Source organism: Cytobacillus gottheilii (assembly GCF_001636345.1).
In the GTDB taxonomy this organism is placed as follows: domain Bacteria; phylum Bacillota; class Bacilli; order Bacillales; family Cytobacillaceae; genus Cytobacillus; species Cytobacillus gottheilii.
In genome coordinates, this window is sequence record NZ_KV440945.1 from 585,935 (window position 1) to 601,846 (window position 15,912).

Sequence of the window (15,912 nt, forward strand, 5' to 3'; positions counted from 1 at the left end):
TGGACAGGGTCTTTGACCCAATGGTTTTGTATACTGGGGAACGATTATATTCTGTTCCTAAACAGAAAAAAGAGAGCTCCCAACTGAGAGCTCTCTCCTAATGAAATGGGTAAGGGAACCTGTCCCCATGACCCACAAATGACCCATCAATCACTTATTTACATATAGCTTAATTTCCTTAAAATCGACAATATAGCTGCCAGCTCGTTTTTGTATTATTTTAAGGAGCGGTGTGTTTTCTCCATGTACTGTAAACGTTAGGTATCTGATGTTGGATTCTTCAGATTGAATTTTTAAGGAGCTTCCAAAAAGGGAAATACTTCTCCCTAAGTTCCAAAATTCTTTTCTGACGAATAAGCAATCATACATAAGCAAATTGCTGCAGGAAATATATGTGATGCACCAGCCGATCACGCGGCCTTTGTATCTCATTACAAGGCTGTTTTTTCCAATTGACCTGTATTGAAAAGGGTACACTCTATCCGGATACCAAACATTTTTTCCTTTTTCGATTTCTTCCTTTTCTTGCTTTGTAATAGTACTAATACTATCAATAGTGAAATCGGTAGTTAAATGCTCCTTGTTTAACCAACTATCCTGAGCCATTTCCTTACAATCAAGAATGAAGATATTTTGGTGATCACTCATCGACCAACTCATGCTAAGGAGTAGCTTTTCCAGATAAGTTTGTTCTCCTATGTTTTTCAAGTTTGATTGAGAAATATTTGAATGAATTAGAGATAAGTGTTTCTCTTTACTGATCCTTTCAATTTCCTCGAACAATACTTGATAAACCGGCTCATTTCCTTCTTCTAATACATGTAGATCGCAAACTTCTGCCTCGTTTTTATCTATGAGGAGAGTACAAGAACATTTTACTGCTTTACTAGAATCCGTTACCTCAAGTAAGAGAGTTTCTTCATTATCATTTGTTTTTAAAACAGTTTGTTTAACAAATAACCTGTTGTGTTCAACCACACTTTTCAGTCCTTATAATTAGTTAACAGGATCTAATTCCATTTCTTGTGACATCAGTTTATTCCCCGCTAAATCAGTCACATCAGGATTTTCATTGTTCTCAACATATTTAAATTTTGTAATAGCTTCCTTAGAATTGAAAGATAAAGTAACATATTCATCATCTGCATCTGTATCAATCGTTCCGTCAGATCTCTCAGTGGAAAATCCATCTACAGATAACCAAAAAGGGTCATTTTCAACTTGGAAATTCCCTAGCCCAGCTTCTACTGTACTATCCTTAATATTTTCAGAAAACTTTACTTGGATTTTATTGAGATACCCAGTGGAGGAATCTCTAATTAGTTTAGCCTCAACAATCGTTGGCGGTGTTGTATCTGGTAAAACGCTATTCTCGTCTTATAACCTATCGGCCTTATAACGAGCCTTCACCGTACAGGCAACTTTCATTGCATACGGCGATCCGTCAATCTAGTACTTTTTTCTTACTTCCCCAATCTAATTATAGAACATGAACCTTAAGTTTAGTTAAAGTTGAGAAAATTTTTTTCGGGGTGTCGGGGACAGGTTCCTTGACCCATTTCTTATTCTAATGGGGTGTGAGCTGTTAAAGAAAAAAGCGAGCTTTCAATCTAGAATCTTCCTTAATAAAAATCTAGATAGTTGGTCAGTGAGCCTATCCCTATGCTCTCACCATGTAACAAATCAAAGCCTATAATCGTCTATATGATTAATAACAAAAGCCAAGGAGGAATCCCCCCTGAAAAAGTTATATTCGCTTACGGTGTTAATGCTTCTTATACTAGGCTGCGGGCAACAAGAGGTTAAACAACTTAATATAGATGCGGATATTTCAAGCATAGCTGTTACCACTATAATAAATGGCAGTGACTTTGTCATTGACGATGAAATTAAGCTAAATGAGATCTTAAAAATTTTTAAAGAGGCAAATAAAGAAGAGGGAATCGTTGACATGGCAGACCCAGAATATCAGCTATTGGTTACCTTGGAAGACGGGAACAAGAAGATCTTATATTTGTGGTTAGGAGAAGAGGGTGAGGGAAGTTCTCTTATGAAAGCGGAGGATACACACACAATATATAGTATTTCAAGTGAAATGACATCTAAGCTGAAAGCGTTGATGGCAGTTTAATTTATAATAAAAAGGGGCACTTGGCCCCTTTTTGCTATATTACTTAATATATTGTTGAGATGATATTTGAGTCCCCTGCATGATCTCCGCCAGTTACAACAATTTTAAACTCGTAATACCTGCCGGCAGTTAATTCGGAAACTCGTACTCCTGTGTTCGTTTCAGATAAAGTTGATGTGCCGATATAACTTCCGTTTGGACCATCATATACAGACACAACAACAGAGTCAGTCCAGGTTTGTCCGCCATCAATTGATTGAAGGACTTTCATGTTGCTTGCACCTGCAGCAGCGCTAAATCTGAAAGTTAAATATCCTTCGCCTTTATAACCGTTTATTGAGAAGTCAGTTATTGGTTGTGTTTGCACTTCTGCTGGTGCTTCCTCATCGGATACAGGAATTTCTTCATTAACAGGAGGAACAACTTCCCCATTTCCAATCTCTTTGCTTATATTAGCAAACATAATTTCATTGATTTCCAACGGCGTTAGGTCTACACCTTTATATTCTGCTTCAAGAGCAGCTCTTACTTCAGGAGCTACAATTAAACCATCAAACTCATCCCATGGTGAAAAAGGAAATCCTGAAGTTGCAAAGCTGACTTTTACAGGTTCAGACGCTGCTGCAACACTTAACATTGACTTTGGCTATACGAATGTTGATGTTGAGGTAGAAGCAGGAGATTCTAACATAACAGTTGCGAATAAAGCCTTTGAAAAGATCTCAACAGAAGCAATATTTGGTTATGTAGCTAGCAATAATGGGGACGGCTCTATTACGTTCACTTCTTCCTTTAATAGCGATATGGAAGATATGGAAGTAAATGTTAAAGTAAAAGAATAATAATTGTAAACCTCACCTTTTGGTGGGGTTTATTTTTATTGTGTGCCCGGCATGGGTGCAGGCTCTAGGGTGCGAGTCCCGAACGGCGAAGGCAGTAGTAGTCGTAGCTTAAGACAAGGATATGCGGGGTGACCCTCCTATCTGAAGGAAGTCGGCGGCAAACTTCCGCTCTGAGGAACACGAATCTCATATGAGGCTAGATGACATTGGGTGAGTCTGCAATACAAGACAAAGTCCATACTGCCAAAGGTGTCACAGAGTAAATGAGGCGGAGACATGGAAGGAAAGTCTGTACTCTTACCCGGGGAGAACCTGTCGATATGCCGTACTCATGCGGTAAGCCTATCCGTGAGGATAAGTTGAACGACAGGCGTCAGCAGAAGCCATAGTACTTATTCGCTTAAGAGGATAAGGAAGGGCTGAACCGGTTATGGAAAATAGGAACTAGGCGTATCTTTCCATTCGATGAAACAGAAAACATAGTACCTGTTTAATGAAAGAAACGGTGAATCCGCGGGGGTCATTAAACAGGGTGGAGAATGAAAAGGACACAAACAGAACACCTATTTACGCGGGAGGTTATATCAATGTTAATGGAACGAATCATGTCACGGGAAAACCTACTTAATGCGATTAAAAGAGTAGAAAAGAATAAGGGAAAACATGGAGTGGACGAAATGCCCGTCACTGCTCTTCGTGGACATATTATGCTCAACTGGAGCGAACTGCGAAAATCCCTCTTCGAGGGAACCTATATCCCATCCCCCGTCCGTCGAGTCGAAATCCCGAAACCAGACGGCAAAGGGAAGAGGAAACTGGGAATCCCAACCGTGACAGACCGTTTCATTCAACAAGCAATCACCCAAGTGCTTACCAGAATGTATGACCCTAGTTTCTCTGAATGTAGCTTCGGCTTTCGCCCTAACAGGCGAGCGCACCAGGCTGTTAAATTAGCCCAAAGCTATATAGAAGAGGGTTATCGATGGGTAGTCGACATTGACCTTGAAAAGTTCTTTGACAAGGTTAACCACGATAGATTAATGAGTAAATTAGCCATGAGGATAAAGGATAGTACTCTCCTCAAACTAATAAGACGGTTCTTAACCTCTGGTGTTATGGAAGGCGGACTTGTCAGTCCTAACCTTGAGGGGACACCGCAAGGTGGACCTTTAAGCCCTTTACTTTCGAATATTGTGTTGGATGAACTGGATAAAGAACTGGAGCGCAGAGGACATCGCTTTGTCCGCTACGCCGATGATTGTAATATCTATGTGAAATCTAAAAGAGCTGGAGAAAGAGTTATGAAGGCAATGACCCATTTTATCGAGAGGAATCTTAAACTGAAGGTTAACAAGGATAAAAGTGCTGTAGACCGCCCTTGGAAAAGGAAATTTCTTGGGTTCAGTTTTACAAGTAATCTAAAACCGAAGGTGAGAATATCTCCCCAATCAGTTAAACGGTTTAAAGATAAAATAAGAAAGCTTACAAGCAGACGAAGGTCAATTGCCATGGAAGATAGGATTCATAACCTTAACCAATATCTAGTGGGATGGGTTAATTATTATCATTTAGCAGATACCCGTTCAGTAATCGCAAAACTCGAAGGATGGCTTAATCGAAGGTTAAGAATGATTCGATGGAAGGAATGGAAACTTCCCCAAACGAAGGTCAAGAAACTTATTAAACTAGGTGTTTCGAAAGGGAAAGCATATGAATGGGGAAATACAAGAAAGGCTTATTGGAGGATATCCAAAAGTCCAATTCTTCATAAAACATTAGGGAAAGCCTACTGGCTTTCCCTTGGGTTAAAAAGTATTTCTGCTAGATATGACTTACTGCGTTCGACTTAATCGGAACCGCCGTATACGGAACCGCCGTATACGGAACCGTACGTACGGTGGTGTGAGAGGGATAAATGGAGGTTAATCGCCTCCCCCTATCTCAATTAATAAGACCATTGTTGTTGTAACTTAATCCCAATTTGTACGTCTTTATTTATGAGGTGATCATTTTGAAAAAAATTACTTTTGTATCGTTCATGTTGACAGTTCTTTTGATTGCAGGTTGTGGCAATACAGACAAAAAGAACTCCAAATCAGACGGTTACGATGTTGAAAAAAGTCATTCAAAGTTAAATGAATACGAGGTTGTAAATACGGAAAGTGAAGTAAAAGAGGGCGACTTTATCTACCGACTTGTTACGGAAAAATCAGAGTACACAACAGATGAACCGGTAAACATCTATGCTGAACTCGAGTATGTAGGGGATCAGGAAGAAGTAATGATTTACCATGCAATGACGCCATTTTATTTCCCTATGACTGAAAAAATAAGAAATTATGAAATTGATTACCCCATGCCAGAACCATTAGGGGGGACAACGCTTAAAAAAGGGGAACCTATTCGGCAAGATTATACGAGAACTGGAAGTTACTCACCGGATAAGCAAGATGACTATACGGAATTTATGAAGAGCTTCATTAAAGATGGATTTCTTGAGGGGTATTATGTCCTAAACGGATCTGCTGGTTTCTATACCGGTGACCCGGAAGGTGATGAAGGAGATAGAAAGAACTACAAGATGGAAGGGAAGATTGACTTCAAAGTCTTTGAAGAGTCCGACGGGGCGTCACAGTGACGCCCCGAAACACCCCGAAAATCATCGGAATTTGTCGAACTAAAAAGGAGTTGGTGCACAACCAACTCCTTTATTTCCTTTGAGTCTTTGAAATCCAATAAACAAGCGGTATAAAAACAATAAGGAACAAAGCAAATACGATTAAGAATGTTTCCAGTCCATAAAAATATAATATAAATCCTAATCCAATAATAATCGTTAAAAGATAAAGAAACTTCGCCATATATTCACCACTTTCTAAGAGTCCAATAGGGGATTAAAGTAAGGGGTTGGTGAACCTGACCCTTTAATATCCATCGGGATCACACCATGGATGAGAGACTGGGTCAGGGAACCTGTCCCTCAAAACCCAAAGTGGGCCAAGGAACCTGTCCCCCAACCCACCCAAAAGCACAACCCACTCATTATCCCACGAAAAAGAGAGACAGTAACCTGTCCCTCTTCAACTCTTATAGATTTCCAAGTAATTCAGAAACAACTTTAGCGGCTTGGTCGCGTTTAGCTGTTTTTAGTGGTTCGAATGTGCCTGCGCTCGTACCGTTCATGATGCCTAGTGCAGCTGCTTTTTGTACTTCAGTATAAAGAGAAGCACTGATTTTGTTGTTATCTTTGAATTTCAAAGTAGTTGTTGGCGCTTTTTTGTCTGTTTTGTACTCGTATGCGCGTACAGCGATTGCTGCCATTTGGTCACGTGTGATTTCTTTGTTTGGCTCGAATTTAGTTGAAGATGTACCGTAGATGATACCAGCTTCATATGCTGCTGCAATCTCGTTTTCTAGTGAACCTTTAGAATCTGTGAATGGCGCTTTTTTCGTGCTTTCCAGATCAAATGCACGTGCGATGAATGCAGTGAATTGACCGCGTGTTACGTTTGCAGAAGGTGAGAAAGTTGTTTCAGTTGTACCGTTGATCACACCTTTTCCTGCTAGTTCTGCAATATAATCGTATGCCCAGAAGCCAGCAGGAACATCTGTAAATGTTTTGCCGCCTTCGCCATACCCTTCGCTGCTAAGAACTGTTTCGAATAAAGCAAAGCCTGAATCTTGTGTTTCAACATAAGAAATTGGAGATCCGCTTGCGATATAGTCTCTAGCTTTTGGAGAAGATTCGAATGAAACTTTTGTATCCTTCGCTACAGGAGCGAATGTCCAGTTGCCGTCTGCAGCTGGGTTAATTGTTTTTGTTTCAGTAATATAGTTGATGATGATCTGGCGATTTTCATCTGGAGATGCTAGAATCGTATTTTTGCTGTCAGCGTTCATAATGCTGTTTGTAGAAGCACGGTAGTTGTTTGTCGCAACGATGAACTCCATGTCAGTTGTTACAGCTTCGCCATTGAATTCTAGGTTTTTAATACGGTTTGCATTTTCGTTAAGAACTTTTTGACCGTTATCGTATTTTGCTGGCTCTGTTACATCAATTTCATAAGTAACGCCGTCAATAACATCAAAATTGTAAGAACGGAAATCAGCGTTTACTAAAGATTGAACGTCTGATTTGTTCGGATCGATCTGGTTGAATTGGCCAGCAGACCACTCTAACCATTCTTTTAATTCAGAACCGTTGATTTTTACAGCATACAATGTGTTTGGATATAAGTATAAATCTGCTACGTTTTTAATCGCGATTTCACCTTCTGGAAGGTCAGTGAAATACTCAACGCCGTTGCGTCCGCCTGCTTTAAATGGTGCAGCAGCTGAAAGAACAGGAATATCCTTGTATTCAGGATTTTGCTTTGCCCAGTTTTCTACATACCATTTTTGAGCGTTTGAAACGATTTGTACAGATGGATCATCTTGTACTAATGAGAAGTAGCTGTTGATTGGAGCTGTTGTTGTTCCAACCGCTTCGCGAATATAGTTTAAAGTTGTTTCGTGTTCAGTCTTTAATAATTCGTTTACAGAATCATCGTTTTGAACACCCTCGATTGACTTCAATGTTGCAGTAGAAGCTTCCTCTTGAACAACCCAATCATTGTTTTCTTGCTTCAATTCTAAATCGATAACCCCTAGGTGGTCACCAAAAGAACCTGGCATTGTAACAGGAACACCGTTGATTGTTCCTGTTGCATTGTCAATACCGTGGCCATCTGGATAATCTGCAGATGCCGGATCAGCAGCAGGGAACGTACCGTGCTCATGTCCTGTTAAAACAGCATCAATACCTTCAACTTGTGTTAAGTGGTAAGAAGCGTTTTCTGCAAACTCCTGATACGGAGCAGGTGCGCCATTTTCGAATTCGCCAAGACCTGCGTGTGAAAGAACGACAACAACGTCAGCGCCTTTTTCTTTCATTTCAGGAACAAACTTTTCTGCTTCTTTCACGATATCATTTGCAATTACTTTTCCTTCTAAGTGTGCTTTATCCCAGCTCATGATCTTAGGAGCTACAAATCCAACCACACCAACTTGGATCGTTTGATCTTGACCATTAGAATCTTTCACTGTTTTATCCATAATTGTGTACGGAGTAAAATAGTTTTCATCTTGCTGATCATGTTTATAAATATTAGCACTCAATACAGCGAAATCCGCATCATTGATTGCTTCATTCAAGAAATCCAATCCATAGTTGAACTCGTGATTTCCTAGAGTCATAGCATCATAATCTAATTCGTTTAGAACCTTGATTGCAGGGTGAACCTCGCCAGGCTGTAAGTCCTTGCCTGTTGCAAAGTAGTCACCAAACGGATTTCCTTGAAGAAGATCTCCATTGTCTAAAAGAATAGAGTTTGGTTCTTCCTCACGTGCTTGCTTAATTAATGCTGCTGTCTTTGACAAACCAAGCGACTCACTTGGCTGATCTACGAAATAATCGTAGTTTAAGAGGTTCATATGGATATCAGACGTTTCAAGAATTCTGAGATCAATCGTGGCCTCCTCCGCAGCTTGTACTTCTGGTGTTGACGCAAATGCAGGCAAAAAGAAGCCAGCAGCTACCGTCGCACTGACTAAAGACTTTAGAACGAATGGTTTCATTCTAGATCCTCCTAATATGGTATAGGTTTTAAAACAATACTAGTTTACCAACTTATTTCGACAGAAACAACAGAACAATGTAAATTTAGAGTTAATAAGGAAGATTCTGATACTTTTGGTATGGGTGGGACAGAGGTGGGTCATGGGGACAGGTTCCTTGATCCAGAATCGACAAAAATCGGGGCGTCACTGTGACAGCCTCCCAACGCCCCTCATCTATTAAGCAAAAGAAAAACCCCACCAAAAAGGTGAGGTTGAACTTCATTTCTACTTTTTTATAGTGAAATTAAATGTTACATCGCTATAACCATCTGCTTTAACAATAAATTCCACAGGTGTAATATCTCCCTTAATCACATCTTTACCGGCTTGGAATAAATAGAAGGCAATGATATTGTCGGCATCAATACTAGTTTCCTCTGTATCTTTAGGAAGTGGAAAGATGAGATAATCTGGTTTTTCAGCTCCAACTTCATTAAATTTTATATCGTTTAAGTCTTTAGCGTGAATTCCTGCAAGTGGAATGCCATTTGCTGTCACGTGTGTAATTGATTTAATCCAATCTTCTCCCCCGTCAAAAGCATAAGCAGGAAGATCCATTGACAAATCAGTCAAAGTTTTAAAATTTGGTGCTATTTTCAATTCGCTATTCTCGTCTTATTCTTATAACAATCAAGTTTTATAACGAGCCTTCACCGTACAGGCAGCTTTCACTGCATACGGCGATCCGTCAAAACTAGTTCTTTCTTCTTATATCCCCGAAATGATTATAGTTTATAAAGGTTGGGTTGGGAAGTGGGAAATGGTGGGTTATGGGGACAGGTTCCTCAACCCGCATTCGACAAAATCAGAGTTTTTTCGGGGCGTCACAGTGACGGCCAAAAACCGCCCAAAAACCGCCCAAAAACCGCCCAAAAACCGCCCAAAAACCGCCCAAAAACCGCCCAAAAACCGCCCAAAAACCGCCCAAAAACCGCCTAAACGCCCAAGACACCCAATCGACGCCTAAACCGCCCGCCCAATCGCCCCAAAAAGCAGGAACACCAAATCCTCCTGTCGAACACTAAAAGAATACAATTAAAAGGAGGGCAATCCCTTTGACCACTAAAATTTCAAGTGTAGGTTTACGCGGATTAGAAGGGTATCACGTGCAAGTTGAGGTCCAAATGTCTCCAGGTATAGGCAATATGATCATAGTGGGTCTTCCTGATGCATCCGTTAAAGAATCAAAAGAGCGCGTTCTTTCCGCAATTCGATCTCTCGGCATGACGGAAATACAGCGTAGAATTATCATTAATCTATCTCCACCAGTACAAAAAAAAGAATGGTCCATTCTTAGATTTAGCAATGGCAATAGGAATTTTAAAGGAAGCAAATCTACTTAAAGCGGAAATCCCCCCTGATGCAGTATTTATAGGAGCAATCTCGCTGGACGGTTCAATTGAGAAAGTCGACGGAATGCTTCCAGCAGTCATCGCAGCAAAAGAACTAGGTTTTAAAAGAATCTTTCTCCCGAATGATCCCCTAATCCCTATAAATATGCTGGAAGAAATTGAATGTACCATTGTTCAAAACCTGCAAGATGTTATTCAGTACCTCCACGGTCATCCGATTCAAGCAATGATCCATCCACAAACACCTCTACCATTAACAAACATTCCTTATCACAAAAATTCCGCTGAAATAATCGGACATGAGCAGGCAAAGGAGGCATTAGTTATTGCCGCTGCCGGCGGTCATAATGTTCTCATGAGCGGACCTCCAGGCTGCGGAAAAAGCCTTTTGGCGGAAGCTTTTCCATCCATACTTCCACCATTAACTAACCAGCAACAACTTGAAGTACTTAGTTTATACCAGCTTGCTAATGAAAAGCTTCCTCACTCGCAAAATGCTCCATATAGACATCGGCACCATTCAGCCTCATCCATTTCCATAATTGGAGGAGGTACATATCCAAAACCAGGAGAAATTTCATTAGCACACCACGGCGTTCTTTTCCTTGACGAAATGGCGGAATTTACAAAGAAAACGTTAGATATGCTGAGACAGCCGCTTGAAAGTGGAAAAGTGACCATCAGCCGTGTCTATTCAACTGTAACTTACCCAGCTTCGTTTATTCTTATAGGGGCAATGAACCCATGCCCTTGTGGCTTTCTTGGATCCAATACCCATTACTGTACATGTGGCATAAAACAAATACAGTCATACCGCAATCGAGTATCAGGTCCCATCTTTGATCGAATGGATATATTACTATCCCTAACAAGTGTTAACCTCGATCAGCCAAACTCTGTAAGTACTTCTTCCTCCGACATGCAGAAGAGGGTTAAACGTGCTATAGAACTGCAATACGAACGCTATCAACAACCCATCAATAATGCCAATGTTTCTTATGAAAAATTAAAAGAGTCAAGCCCGCTCACAGAACAGCAGCAAAAAATAATCACAAAATTAGCCTACACACACAGTTGGAGCAATCGGGTACAAATCAAAATCATCCGTCTCGCAAGGACCATTTCCGATCTGCAAGGAGAGCGGCGCATCACAGACGAATCCATCCTGCTAGCACAGCAGTTGAGGGAAAACTTCAACTCCACCTCAATTAAATAGGAGGACCCCCCATGCCAAGACTCCCCCGCAAAAAAAGCAAAACCGGAATCTACCATATCATTATCCGTGGAGTAAACCGCCAGCTAATCTTTGAGGACAACGAAGACAAAACAACCCTTCTGGGCATTCTCCTCCGATTCATCAAAGCAAACAAATTCGAGCTGTACTGCTACTGCCTAATGGACAATCACGTCCACCTATTAGTAAAAGAAAAAGACGATCCAGTATCTCAAATCGTAAAAAGGATTAGCGCCAGCTATGTCCATTGGTACAACAAAAAGTACGAACGCTGCGGACACCTATTCCAAGAACGATTCAAAAGCGAGCCCGTAGAAAATAGAGACTACTTCATGAGAGTGATTCGCTACATTCATCAAAATCCCTTAAAAGCAGGCTTGGCCCAGTCCGTTTTCGAATGCAAATGGACAAGCATCCACGAATACACCAAAAAAGAACAGCTTATTAATACTGCCCGCGTGTTTAACTTGTTTTCCAAAAAACGTACTGAAGCCATCTCACTATTCAAGGAATACATGCAGCAGAGCAACGAGGACAACTGCCTCGACGACTATGCCAAAAAACTCATCCCCGACAGCGAGGTAATCAGCATCCTAAAAGAATGGGGCTGCCCAAACGCCGCCATCCTGCAGCGAATGGAAAAAGAAAATCGTAACAGCATCCTGGCTAAACTCAAAACCCTAGAAGGCGTCACAATCCAGCAAATATCAAGAGTCACCGGGATCTCGAAAAGTGTGATACAGCGAGCATAGGGACAGGTTCCTCGACCCACAATGGGTCAAGGAACCTGTCCCCATAAACCCACTTGCCCCCATCAAAAATATCTATATAATAAAACAAGGGGATATAAGAAAAAAGTACTACCGTTGATCGATCGCCGTATGCGATGAAAATCGCTTGTCCGGTGAAGGCTCGTCATAAACACCACTAGGTATAAAGCGAGAATAGCATTCCAACAGAAATCTCAAGCAATACACATTCAGTACCACAGGCACCAATGGATGGATACAGTCGGTCAACTGGCTATGATAATGGGGTCGTATATTATGACACCAAAGGTTTTACCTGGAACGGTCATACGTACTGGCCTTATGATGACAACAGCAATAACTACAAACTTATGGTCATTGCATATGATTCGAACGGAGTAGAAAAGAAGCGTTTCCATTTTGATGGCTACCGTTATGTGAGTGCAATTGAAGTTGATGAAGAAAACGAAAAAGTCATATTTACAACTCAAGGAGACACGCTTTCTGTAAATTGGGAAGACCTTATGATTGACTAAGACAAACAAAAAAGAGAGGGGCACAAGTTCTGCTCCTCTCCTATCCATTTCGCTTCACTATATTCCTCACCAAATACCGAAGATCCTCTTCAAACCTCTTTTTCTTCTTCGAATCCGCTAAAATACTCTCTACATCACTTACTCCAATAAAAAAACGCAAATCTTTATTCGATAAAAACAACTCCATATGTTCCGAAAACAAAGGCTGAAACCATTCCTCGTTCCTAAGCACCCTCAAATGCTGATCCTGTTTCTCCTCAGTAGGAAAAGCATCTTTACTGCCCCAAAGCGTCAATAACGTTTGTAAAATGTCACCAAGCATGCAATCAACTCCTCTATATTGGATAATATTAACATAAAGATGCACAGCCTGTTAAAAGAAGGGACCTTGAATGAAAGCAAAAATGTTATATTTAAAATACCAACTAAAACTAAGACAAAGGAGGCTGGACCGAGGAACCTGTCCCCATCACCCATGAAAAAATACAAACTAAAAAACAACTTCCAAGGCCTAAAAAAAGGCACTCATTTCTACTTAATAGCCGAATCCGAATTCATCGGCATTAAAGAATACGTTCTTCGGCCAATCGACCTATCCACCAGAATCGCCATCAGCGAAAAAGAACTGCAAAAAAACTTTGTCTTATTAGATCGCTTCCGACAATAAAAAAAGCACCTCAATGGTCAGATTGCCCAACCATTCAAGGTACTTCTTCATTTAAGTACACATTGGGAGAGGGACACATCCCCTCAATCCAAATCGAACTGGGTTAAGGAACCTGTCCCCATAACCCAAACCCACCTATCACTCCCCAACAAAAACCCCATTCACAAACTCACTCCAAACCCGCGCCCCTTCCTCATTCGGCAGGTTCTCATCCGTCAAGTAGCCCAGCAGTGCATCTTCCTGCGTCCCCGGCCATGCTGTCCAGTGATCCATATACACAATCTCCCGCTCATTCGCAAACTGCTCCAAAGCATCCAACTGTGTAAGATAATAACCAGCCAGGTGAATAGGCTGTGAGGGCTGCAGCATAAACACAGTATCCGAATTCTCAGCCTGAACAGCATCGATCCAATTAGAAATATGGAGCAGTGAATCTTCTATTCGAATCACACCATTATCCGCAAGGGTGAACGGCTCCAGCAAAACAAGATCCGCATTCAGATCAGCCAATTCCGCTGCTTTGTTCTCATTCGTATAATCTGCTGTAGTACCATCAAATCCCTGCAGAGTAACACTCACGACTTCTTCACCATAAGCTTCTTCAATCGCCGCCTTGGATAAAGGTGCCCAGCTATCCAGCGCATTTGAGCCAACAAAAGCAATCTTATAAGAAACACCCTCAGCAATCCGCTCCTCCAGACGTAATCGAGCATCCTCCGGCCAATTCTTCGCAAGCTCCAGGATTGCTTCTGCATCTGCATTTGATTTTGTTTCCTGCTCAACAGGTGCGCCGCTTTCTGCCGCCTGCGCTCCACCATTGCTGCTCTCAACATCCTCCACAGACACAGCAGTCTCTTCCTTCCAATGCATATTCCCTAAGAAAAGAACCACCGCACAGCCAACGGCAAGCATAGTTAATAAAAAATTCTTCATACAAACTTCCTCCTATATTCTAAATGGGTTGAGGAACCTGTCCCCAAACACCCAGGCCAAAAGACCTGCCAACTCTGCCAAACTCACCCAACTTTCTTAGTAAATTACTTCCAATATGCTATTTAGACTATCATTTGCTTACAAATTATTGTTAAATGAAAAAGGACAAAATGATACATTGCTTACATTTTTAATCAAATTATGACAATAAATCATAATATTAGCAATATATTATGGTATAATACTTTATGTTTTAGCACTTTACCAGAACTAGGAGGATATGATGGAAGAAACGATTAGTTTAAAAGAACTATTTCAAACGTTAAAAAAGAGAATGGCTCTTATTATAATTATTACTTTAGTAGCAGTAATGGCAAGTGGTGCCATCAGTTACTTTGTTTTAACCCCGGTTTACCAATCATCAACACAAATTCTCGTTAACCAGACAGCAGAAGAAGGTCAATATAATACAAATGAAGTGCAAACCAATTTGCAGCTGATTAACACGTATAACATCATATTAAAAAGTCCCGTAATCTTAGAAAAAGTAATCGATGAATTAAATCTTAATATGACAGCAGGTCAGTTGAATGAAAAATTAACCGTTCAAAACGAGCAAAACTCTCAAGTTGTTAATCTTTCTGTTCAAGATGAAGATGCAGCAACAGCAGCAGAGATTGCCAATACAACTGCAGAAGTGTTCCGAAATGAAATTGCAACGATCATGAGCATAGACGTCAACGACGTAACGATCTTATCTCCGGCTGTTGTCACTGAGAATCAGTCTCCTATTAAACCACAGCCACTATTAAACATTGCAATTGCCTTAGTAGTTGGAGCAATGGCTGGTGTCGGACTGGCATTCCTACTAGAATACATGGACAACACTGTCAAAACAGAGCAGGATATCGAAAAGATCGCTGAACTTCCAGTCATCGGTGTCATCGCAACGATTGACAATACAGCTGAAACAGCAAGCCGCGCAGAGCGCAATACAAGATTAAGAGGTGAAACAATTGGCTCTTAAGAAAAAAGATAAAAAGCAATTAATGAATAGTAAGCGTAAGCTTATCACAAAAAATGATCCGAAATCACCAATCGCAGAGCAATACCGTACAATTCGTACAAATATTCAATTTTCAGCAATTGATGAAGAAATTCGTACGATTCTTGTCACATCTTCAGGTCCTGGTGAAGGGAAATCAACAACAGTAGCCAATCTGGCAGTCGTTTTTGCACAGCAAGGCAAAAGAGTTCTTCTTGTTGACGCGGACTTGAGAAAGCCGACTGTGCACTACACTTTTAACACATTAAACACAACTGGGCTAACTAATGTCCTAACCAATCAGATGTCATTAATGGAAGCTGTAAAAGCAAACGATGAAAAGAACCTTTATATCCTGCCATGCGGACCAATCCCGCCAAATCCATCCGAATTGCTTGGATCAAAGGCAATGACACGCGTAATTGCCGAAGCATTAAACGAATTCGACATTATCCTTTTTGATACACCACCAGTACTAGCAGTAACAGACGCACAAATCCTTGCTAACAAATGTGAAGGAACAATCATAGTGGTCGGAAGCGGCAAGACAGAAAAAGAACAGCTGCTGAAATCAAAAGAGCTTCTGACAGCTGCCCAAGCAAAGATCTTAGGGGTAGTATTAAACAACAAGAAGATGAAAGATACCGACAATTATTATTATTACGGTGCGAATTGACAAATATCGACAAATTAAACCCTTTACCGCACAAAAGTAAGGTGGTACTATGACAATAGCTTTTTAAATCTGGTAATTTAGTGGGAGAG

Annotated in this window: 19 protein-coding genes; 12 read left to right on the forward strand and 7 right to left on the reverse strand. The window is 40.8% G+C overall.

Annotated elements, in window-relative coordinates; genetic code table 11:
* Nucleotides 1–150 precede the first annotated feature (150 nt).
* Nucleotides 151–978, reverse strand: a complete 828-nt coding sequence (locus A6754_RS02780) for a hypothetical protein (protein ID WP_066442414.1) — start codon at nt 976–978, stop codon at nt 151–153.
* 94 nt (nt 979–1,072) lie between these two features.
* Between A6754_RS02780 and A6754_RS22650 the strand changes: the two genes are divergently transcribed.
* Both A6754_RS22650 and A6754_RS02785 read left to right on the forward strand, forming a co-directional pair.
* Nucleotides 1,073–1,399, forward strand: a complete 327-nt coding sequence (locus A6754_RS22650; protein WP_156495668.1) for a hypothetical protein — start codon at nt 1,073–1,075, stop codon at nt 1,397–1,399.
* Between the two features lie 369 nt (nt 1,400–1,768).
* Nucleotides 1,769–2,131 carry a YhfM domain-containing protein gene (locus A6754_RS02785; RefSeq protein ID WP_066451296.1) on the forward strand — a complete coding sequence of 121 codons (363 nt, stop codon included), beginning with the start codon at nt 1,769–1,771 and terminating at the stop codon, nt 2,129–2,131.
* Nucleotides 2,132–2,174: 43 nt separating this feature from the next.
* Here the strand turns inward: A6754_RS02785 and A6754_RS02790 are convergent, their stop codons facing one another.
* Complete coding sequence (locus A6754_RS02790; protein WP_156495670.1) at nt 2,175–2,612, reverse strand: hypothetical protein; 438 nt, start codon at nt 2,610–2,612, stop codon at nt 2,175–2,177.
* Between A6754_RS02790 and A6754_RS02795 the strand changes: the two genes are divergently transcribed.
* The 3 genes from A6754_RS02795 (at nt 2,602) to A6754_RS02805 (ending at nt 5,611) form a co-directional block, all read left to right on the forward strand.
* Nucleotides 2,602–2,973, forward strand: coding sequence for a hypothetical protein (locus tag A6754_RS02795; RefSeq protein WP_066442416.1), 372 nt, complete (start codon nt 2,602–2,604; stop codon nt 2,971–2,973). The genes A6754_RS02790 and A6754_RS02795 overlap by 11 nt on opposite strands.
* A 587-nt stretch (nt 2,974–3,560) precedes the next feature.
* A complete protein-coding gene (gene ltrA, locus A6754_RS02800) occupies nt 3,561–4,823 on the forward strand; it encodes a group II intron reverse transcriptase/maturase (RefSeq protein ID WP_066442417.1) in 1,263 nt (420 codons plus the stop codon).
* 161 nt (nt 4,824–4,984) lie between these two features.
* Nucleotides 4,985–5,611, forward strand: a complete 627-nt coding sequence (locus tag A6754_RS02805) for a hypothetical protein (protein WP_082851587.1) — start codon at nt 4,985–4,987, stop codon at nt 5,609–5,611.
* Nucleotides 5,612–5,681: 70 nt separating this feature from the next.
* On the opposite strand, the gene A6754_RS22655 is transcribed toward A6754_RS02805, so the two are convergent.
* The 3 genes from A6754_RS22655 to A6754_RS02815 form a co-directional block, all read right to left on the reverse strand.
* Nucleotides 5,682–5,834: a hypothetical protein gene (locus A6754_RS22655; protein WP_156495672.1), complete on the reverse strand. Its 153-nt coding sequence runs from the start codon at nt 5,832–5,834 to the stop codon at nt 5,682–5,684.
* A gap of 226 nt (nt 5,835–6,060) precedes the next feature.
* Entirely contained in the window at nt 6,061–8,589 is a 2,529-nt protein-coding gene (locus A6754_RS02810; protein ID WP_066442418.1) for a bifunctional 2',3'-cyclic-nucleotide 2'-phosphodiesterase/3'-nucleotidase, read from the reverse strand.
* Nucleotides 8,590–8,856: 267 nt separating this feature from the next.
* Complete coding sequence (locus tag A6754_RS02815; protein ID WP_066442419.1) at nt 8,857–9,231, reverse strand: hypothetical protein; 375 nt, start codon at nt 9,229–9,231, stop codon at nt 8,857–8,859.
* A 455-nt stretch (nt 9,232–9,686) separates the two neighbouring features.
* On the opposite strand from A6754_RS02815, the gene A6754_RS23345 reads away from it, so the two are divergent.
* The 4 genes from A6754_RS23345 (at nt 9,687) to A6754_RS02835 (ending at nt 12,502) form a co-directional block, all read left to right on the forward strand.
* Nucleotides 9,687–9,974 (forward strand): magnesium chelatase domain-containing protein, encoded by a 288-nt coding sequence (locus tag A6754_RS23345; RefSeq protein WP_306806913.1) that lies wholly within the window; start codon nt 9,687–9,689, stop codon nt 9,972–9,974.
* The gene (locus tag A6754_RS02825; RefSeq protein WP_306806914.1) at nt 9,937–11,199 is read left to right on the forward strand and encodes a YifB family Mg chelatase-like AAA ATPase; all 1,263 of its coding nucleotides are present in this window, start codon (nt 9,937–9,939) and stop codon (nt 11,197–11,199) included. The genes A6754_RS23345 and A6754_RS02825 overlap by 38 nt, the downstream gene beginning before the upstream one ends.
* A gap of 11 nt (nt 11,200–11,210) precedes the next feature.
* Complete coding sequence (locus tag A6754_RS02830; protein ID WP_066442421.1) at nt 11,211–11,969, forward strand: transposase; 759 nt, start codon at nt 11,211–11,213, stop codon at nt 11,967–11,969.
* 245 nt (nt 11,970–12,214) lie between these two features.
* A complete protein-coding gene (locus tag A6754_RS02835) occupies nt 12,215–12,502 on the forward strand; it encodes a hypothetical protein (RefSeq protein ID WP_066442422.1) in 288 nt (95 codons plus the stop codon).
* 40 nt (nt 12,503–12,542) lie between these two features.
* On the opposite strand, the gene A6754_RS02840 is transcribed toward A6754_RS02835, so the two are convergent.
* Nucleotides 12,543–12,824: a hypothetical protein gene (locus A6754_RS02840; RefSeq protein WP_066442423.1), complete on the reverse strand. Its 282-nt coding sequence runs from the start codon at nt 12,822–12,824 to the stop codon at nt 12,543–12,545.
* 66 nt (nt 12,825–12,890) lie between these two features.
* On the opposite strand from A6754_RS02840, the gene A6754_RS02845 reads away from it, so the two are divergent.
* Nucleotides 12,891–13,169 carry a hypothetical protein gene (locus A6754_RS02845; RefSeq protein ID WP_257297388.1) on the forward strand — a complete coding sequence of 93 codons (279 nt, stop codon included), beginning with the start codon at nt 12,891–12,893 and terminating at the stop codon, nt 13,167–13,169.
* Between the two features lie 138 nt (nt 13,170–13,307).
* Here A6754_RS02845 and A6754_RS02850 read toward each other — a convergent pair whose 3' ends face one another.
* Nucleotides 13,308–14,102 (reverse strand): SGNH/GDSL hydrolase family protein, encoded by a 795-nt coding sequence (locus A6754_RS02850; RefSeq protein WP_066442424.1) that lies wholly within the window; start codon nt 14,100–14,102, stop codon nt 13,308–13,310.
* A 283-nt stretch (nt 14,103–14,385) separates the two neighbouring features.
* On the opposite strand from A6754_RS02850, the gene A6754_RS02855 reads away from it, so the two are divergent.
* The gene (locus A6754_RS02855; RefSeq protein ID WP_066442425.1) at nt 14,386–15,129 is read left to right on the forward strand and encodes a YveK family protein; all 744 of its coding nucleotides are present in this window, start codon (nt 14,386–14,388) and stop codon (nt 15,127–15,129) included.
* Entirely contained in the window at nt 15,119–15,823 is a 705-nt protein-coding gene (locus tag A6754_RS02860) for a CpsD/CapB family tyrosine-protein kinase (protein WP_371806954.1), read from the forward strand. The genes A6754_RS02855 and A6754_RS02860 overlap by 11 nt, the downstream gene beginning before the upstream one ends.
* Nucleotides 15,824–15,912 lie beyond the last annotated feature (89 nt).

What these genes read in the sequence shown, in the direction of transcription:
- A6754_RS02785 (WP_066451296.1), top strand. Translation starts at nt 1,769, where the DNA reads ATGCTTCTTATACTAGGCTGCGGGCAACAAGAGGTTAAACAACTTAAT.
- ltrA (WP_066442417.1), top strand. Translation starts at nt 3,561, where the DNA reads ATGTTAATGGAACGAATCATGTCACGGGAAAACCTACTTAATGCGATT.
- A6754_RS22655 (WP_156495672.1), bottom strand. Translation starts at nt 5,834, where the DNA reads ATGGCGAAGTTTCTTTATCTTTTAACGATTATTATTGGATTAGGATTT.
- A6754_RS02810 (WP_066442418.1), bottom strand. Translation starts at nt 8,589, where the DNA reads ATGAAACCATTCGTTCTAAAGTCTTTAGTCAGTGCGACGGTAGCTGCT.
- A6754_RS02825 (WP_306806914.1), top strand. Translation starts at nt 9,937, where the DNA reads ATGGCAATAGGAATTTTAAAGGAAGCAAATCTACTTAAAGCGGAAATC.
- A6754_RS02830 (WP_066442421.1), top strand. Translation starts at nt 11,211, where the DNA reads ATGCCAAGACTCCCCCGCAAAAAAAGCAAAACCGGAATCTACCATATC.
- A6754_RS02835 (WP_066442422.1), top strand. Translation starts at nt 12,215, where the DNA reads ATGGATGGATACAGTCGGTCAACTGGCTATGATAATGGGGTCGTATAT.
- A6754_RS02840 (WP_066442423.1), bottom strand. Translation starts at nt 12,824, where the DNA reads ATGCTTGGTGACATTTTACAAACGTTATTGACGCTTTGGGGCAGTAAA.
- A6754_RS02850 (WP_066442424.1), bottom strand. Translation starts at nt 14,102, where the DNA reads ATGAAGAATTTTTTATTAACTATGCTTGCCGTTGGCTGTGCGGTGGTT.
- A6754_RS02855 (WP_066442425.1), top strand. Translation starts at nt 14,386, where the DNA reads ATGGAAGAAACGATTAGTTTAAAAGAACTATTTCAAACGTTAAAAAAG.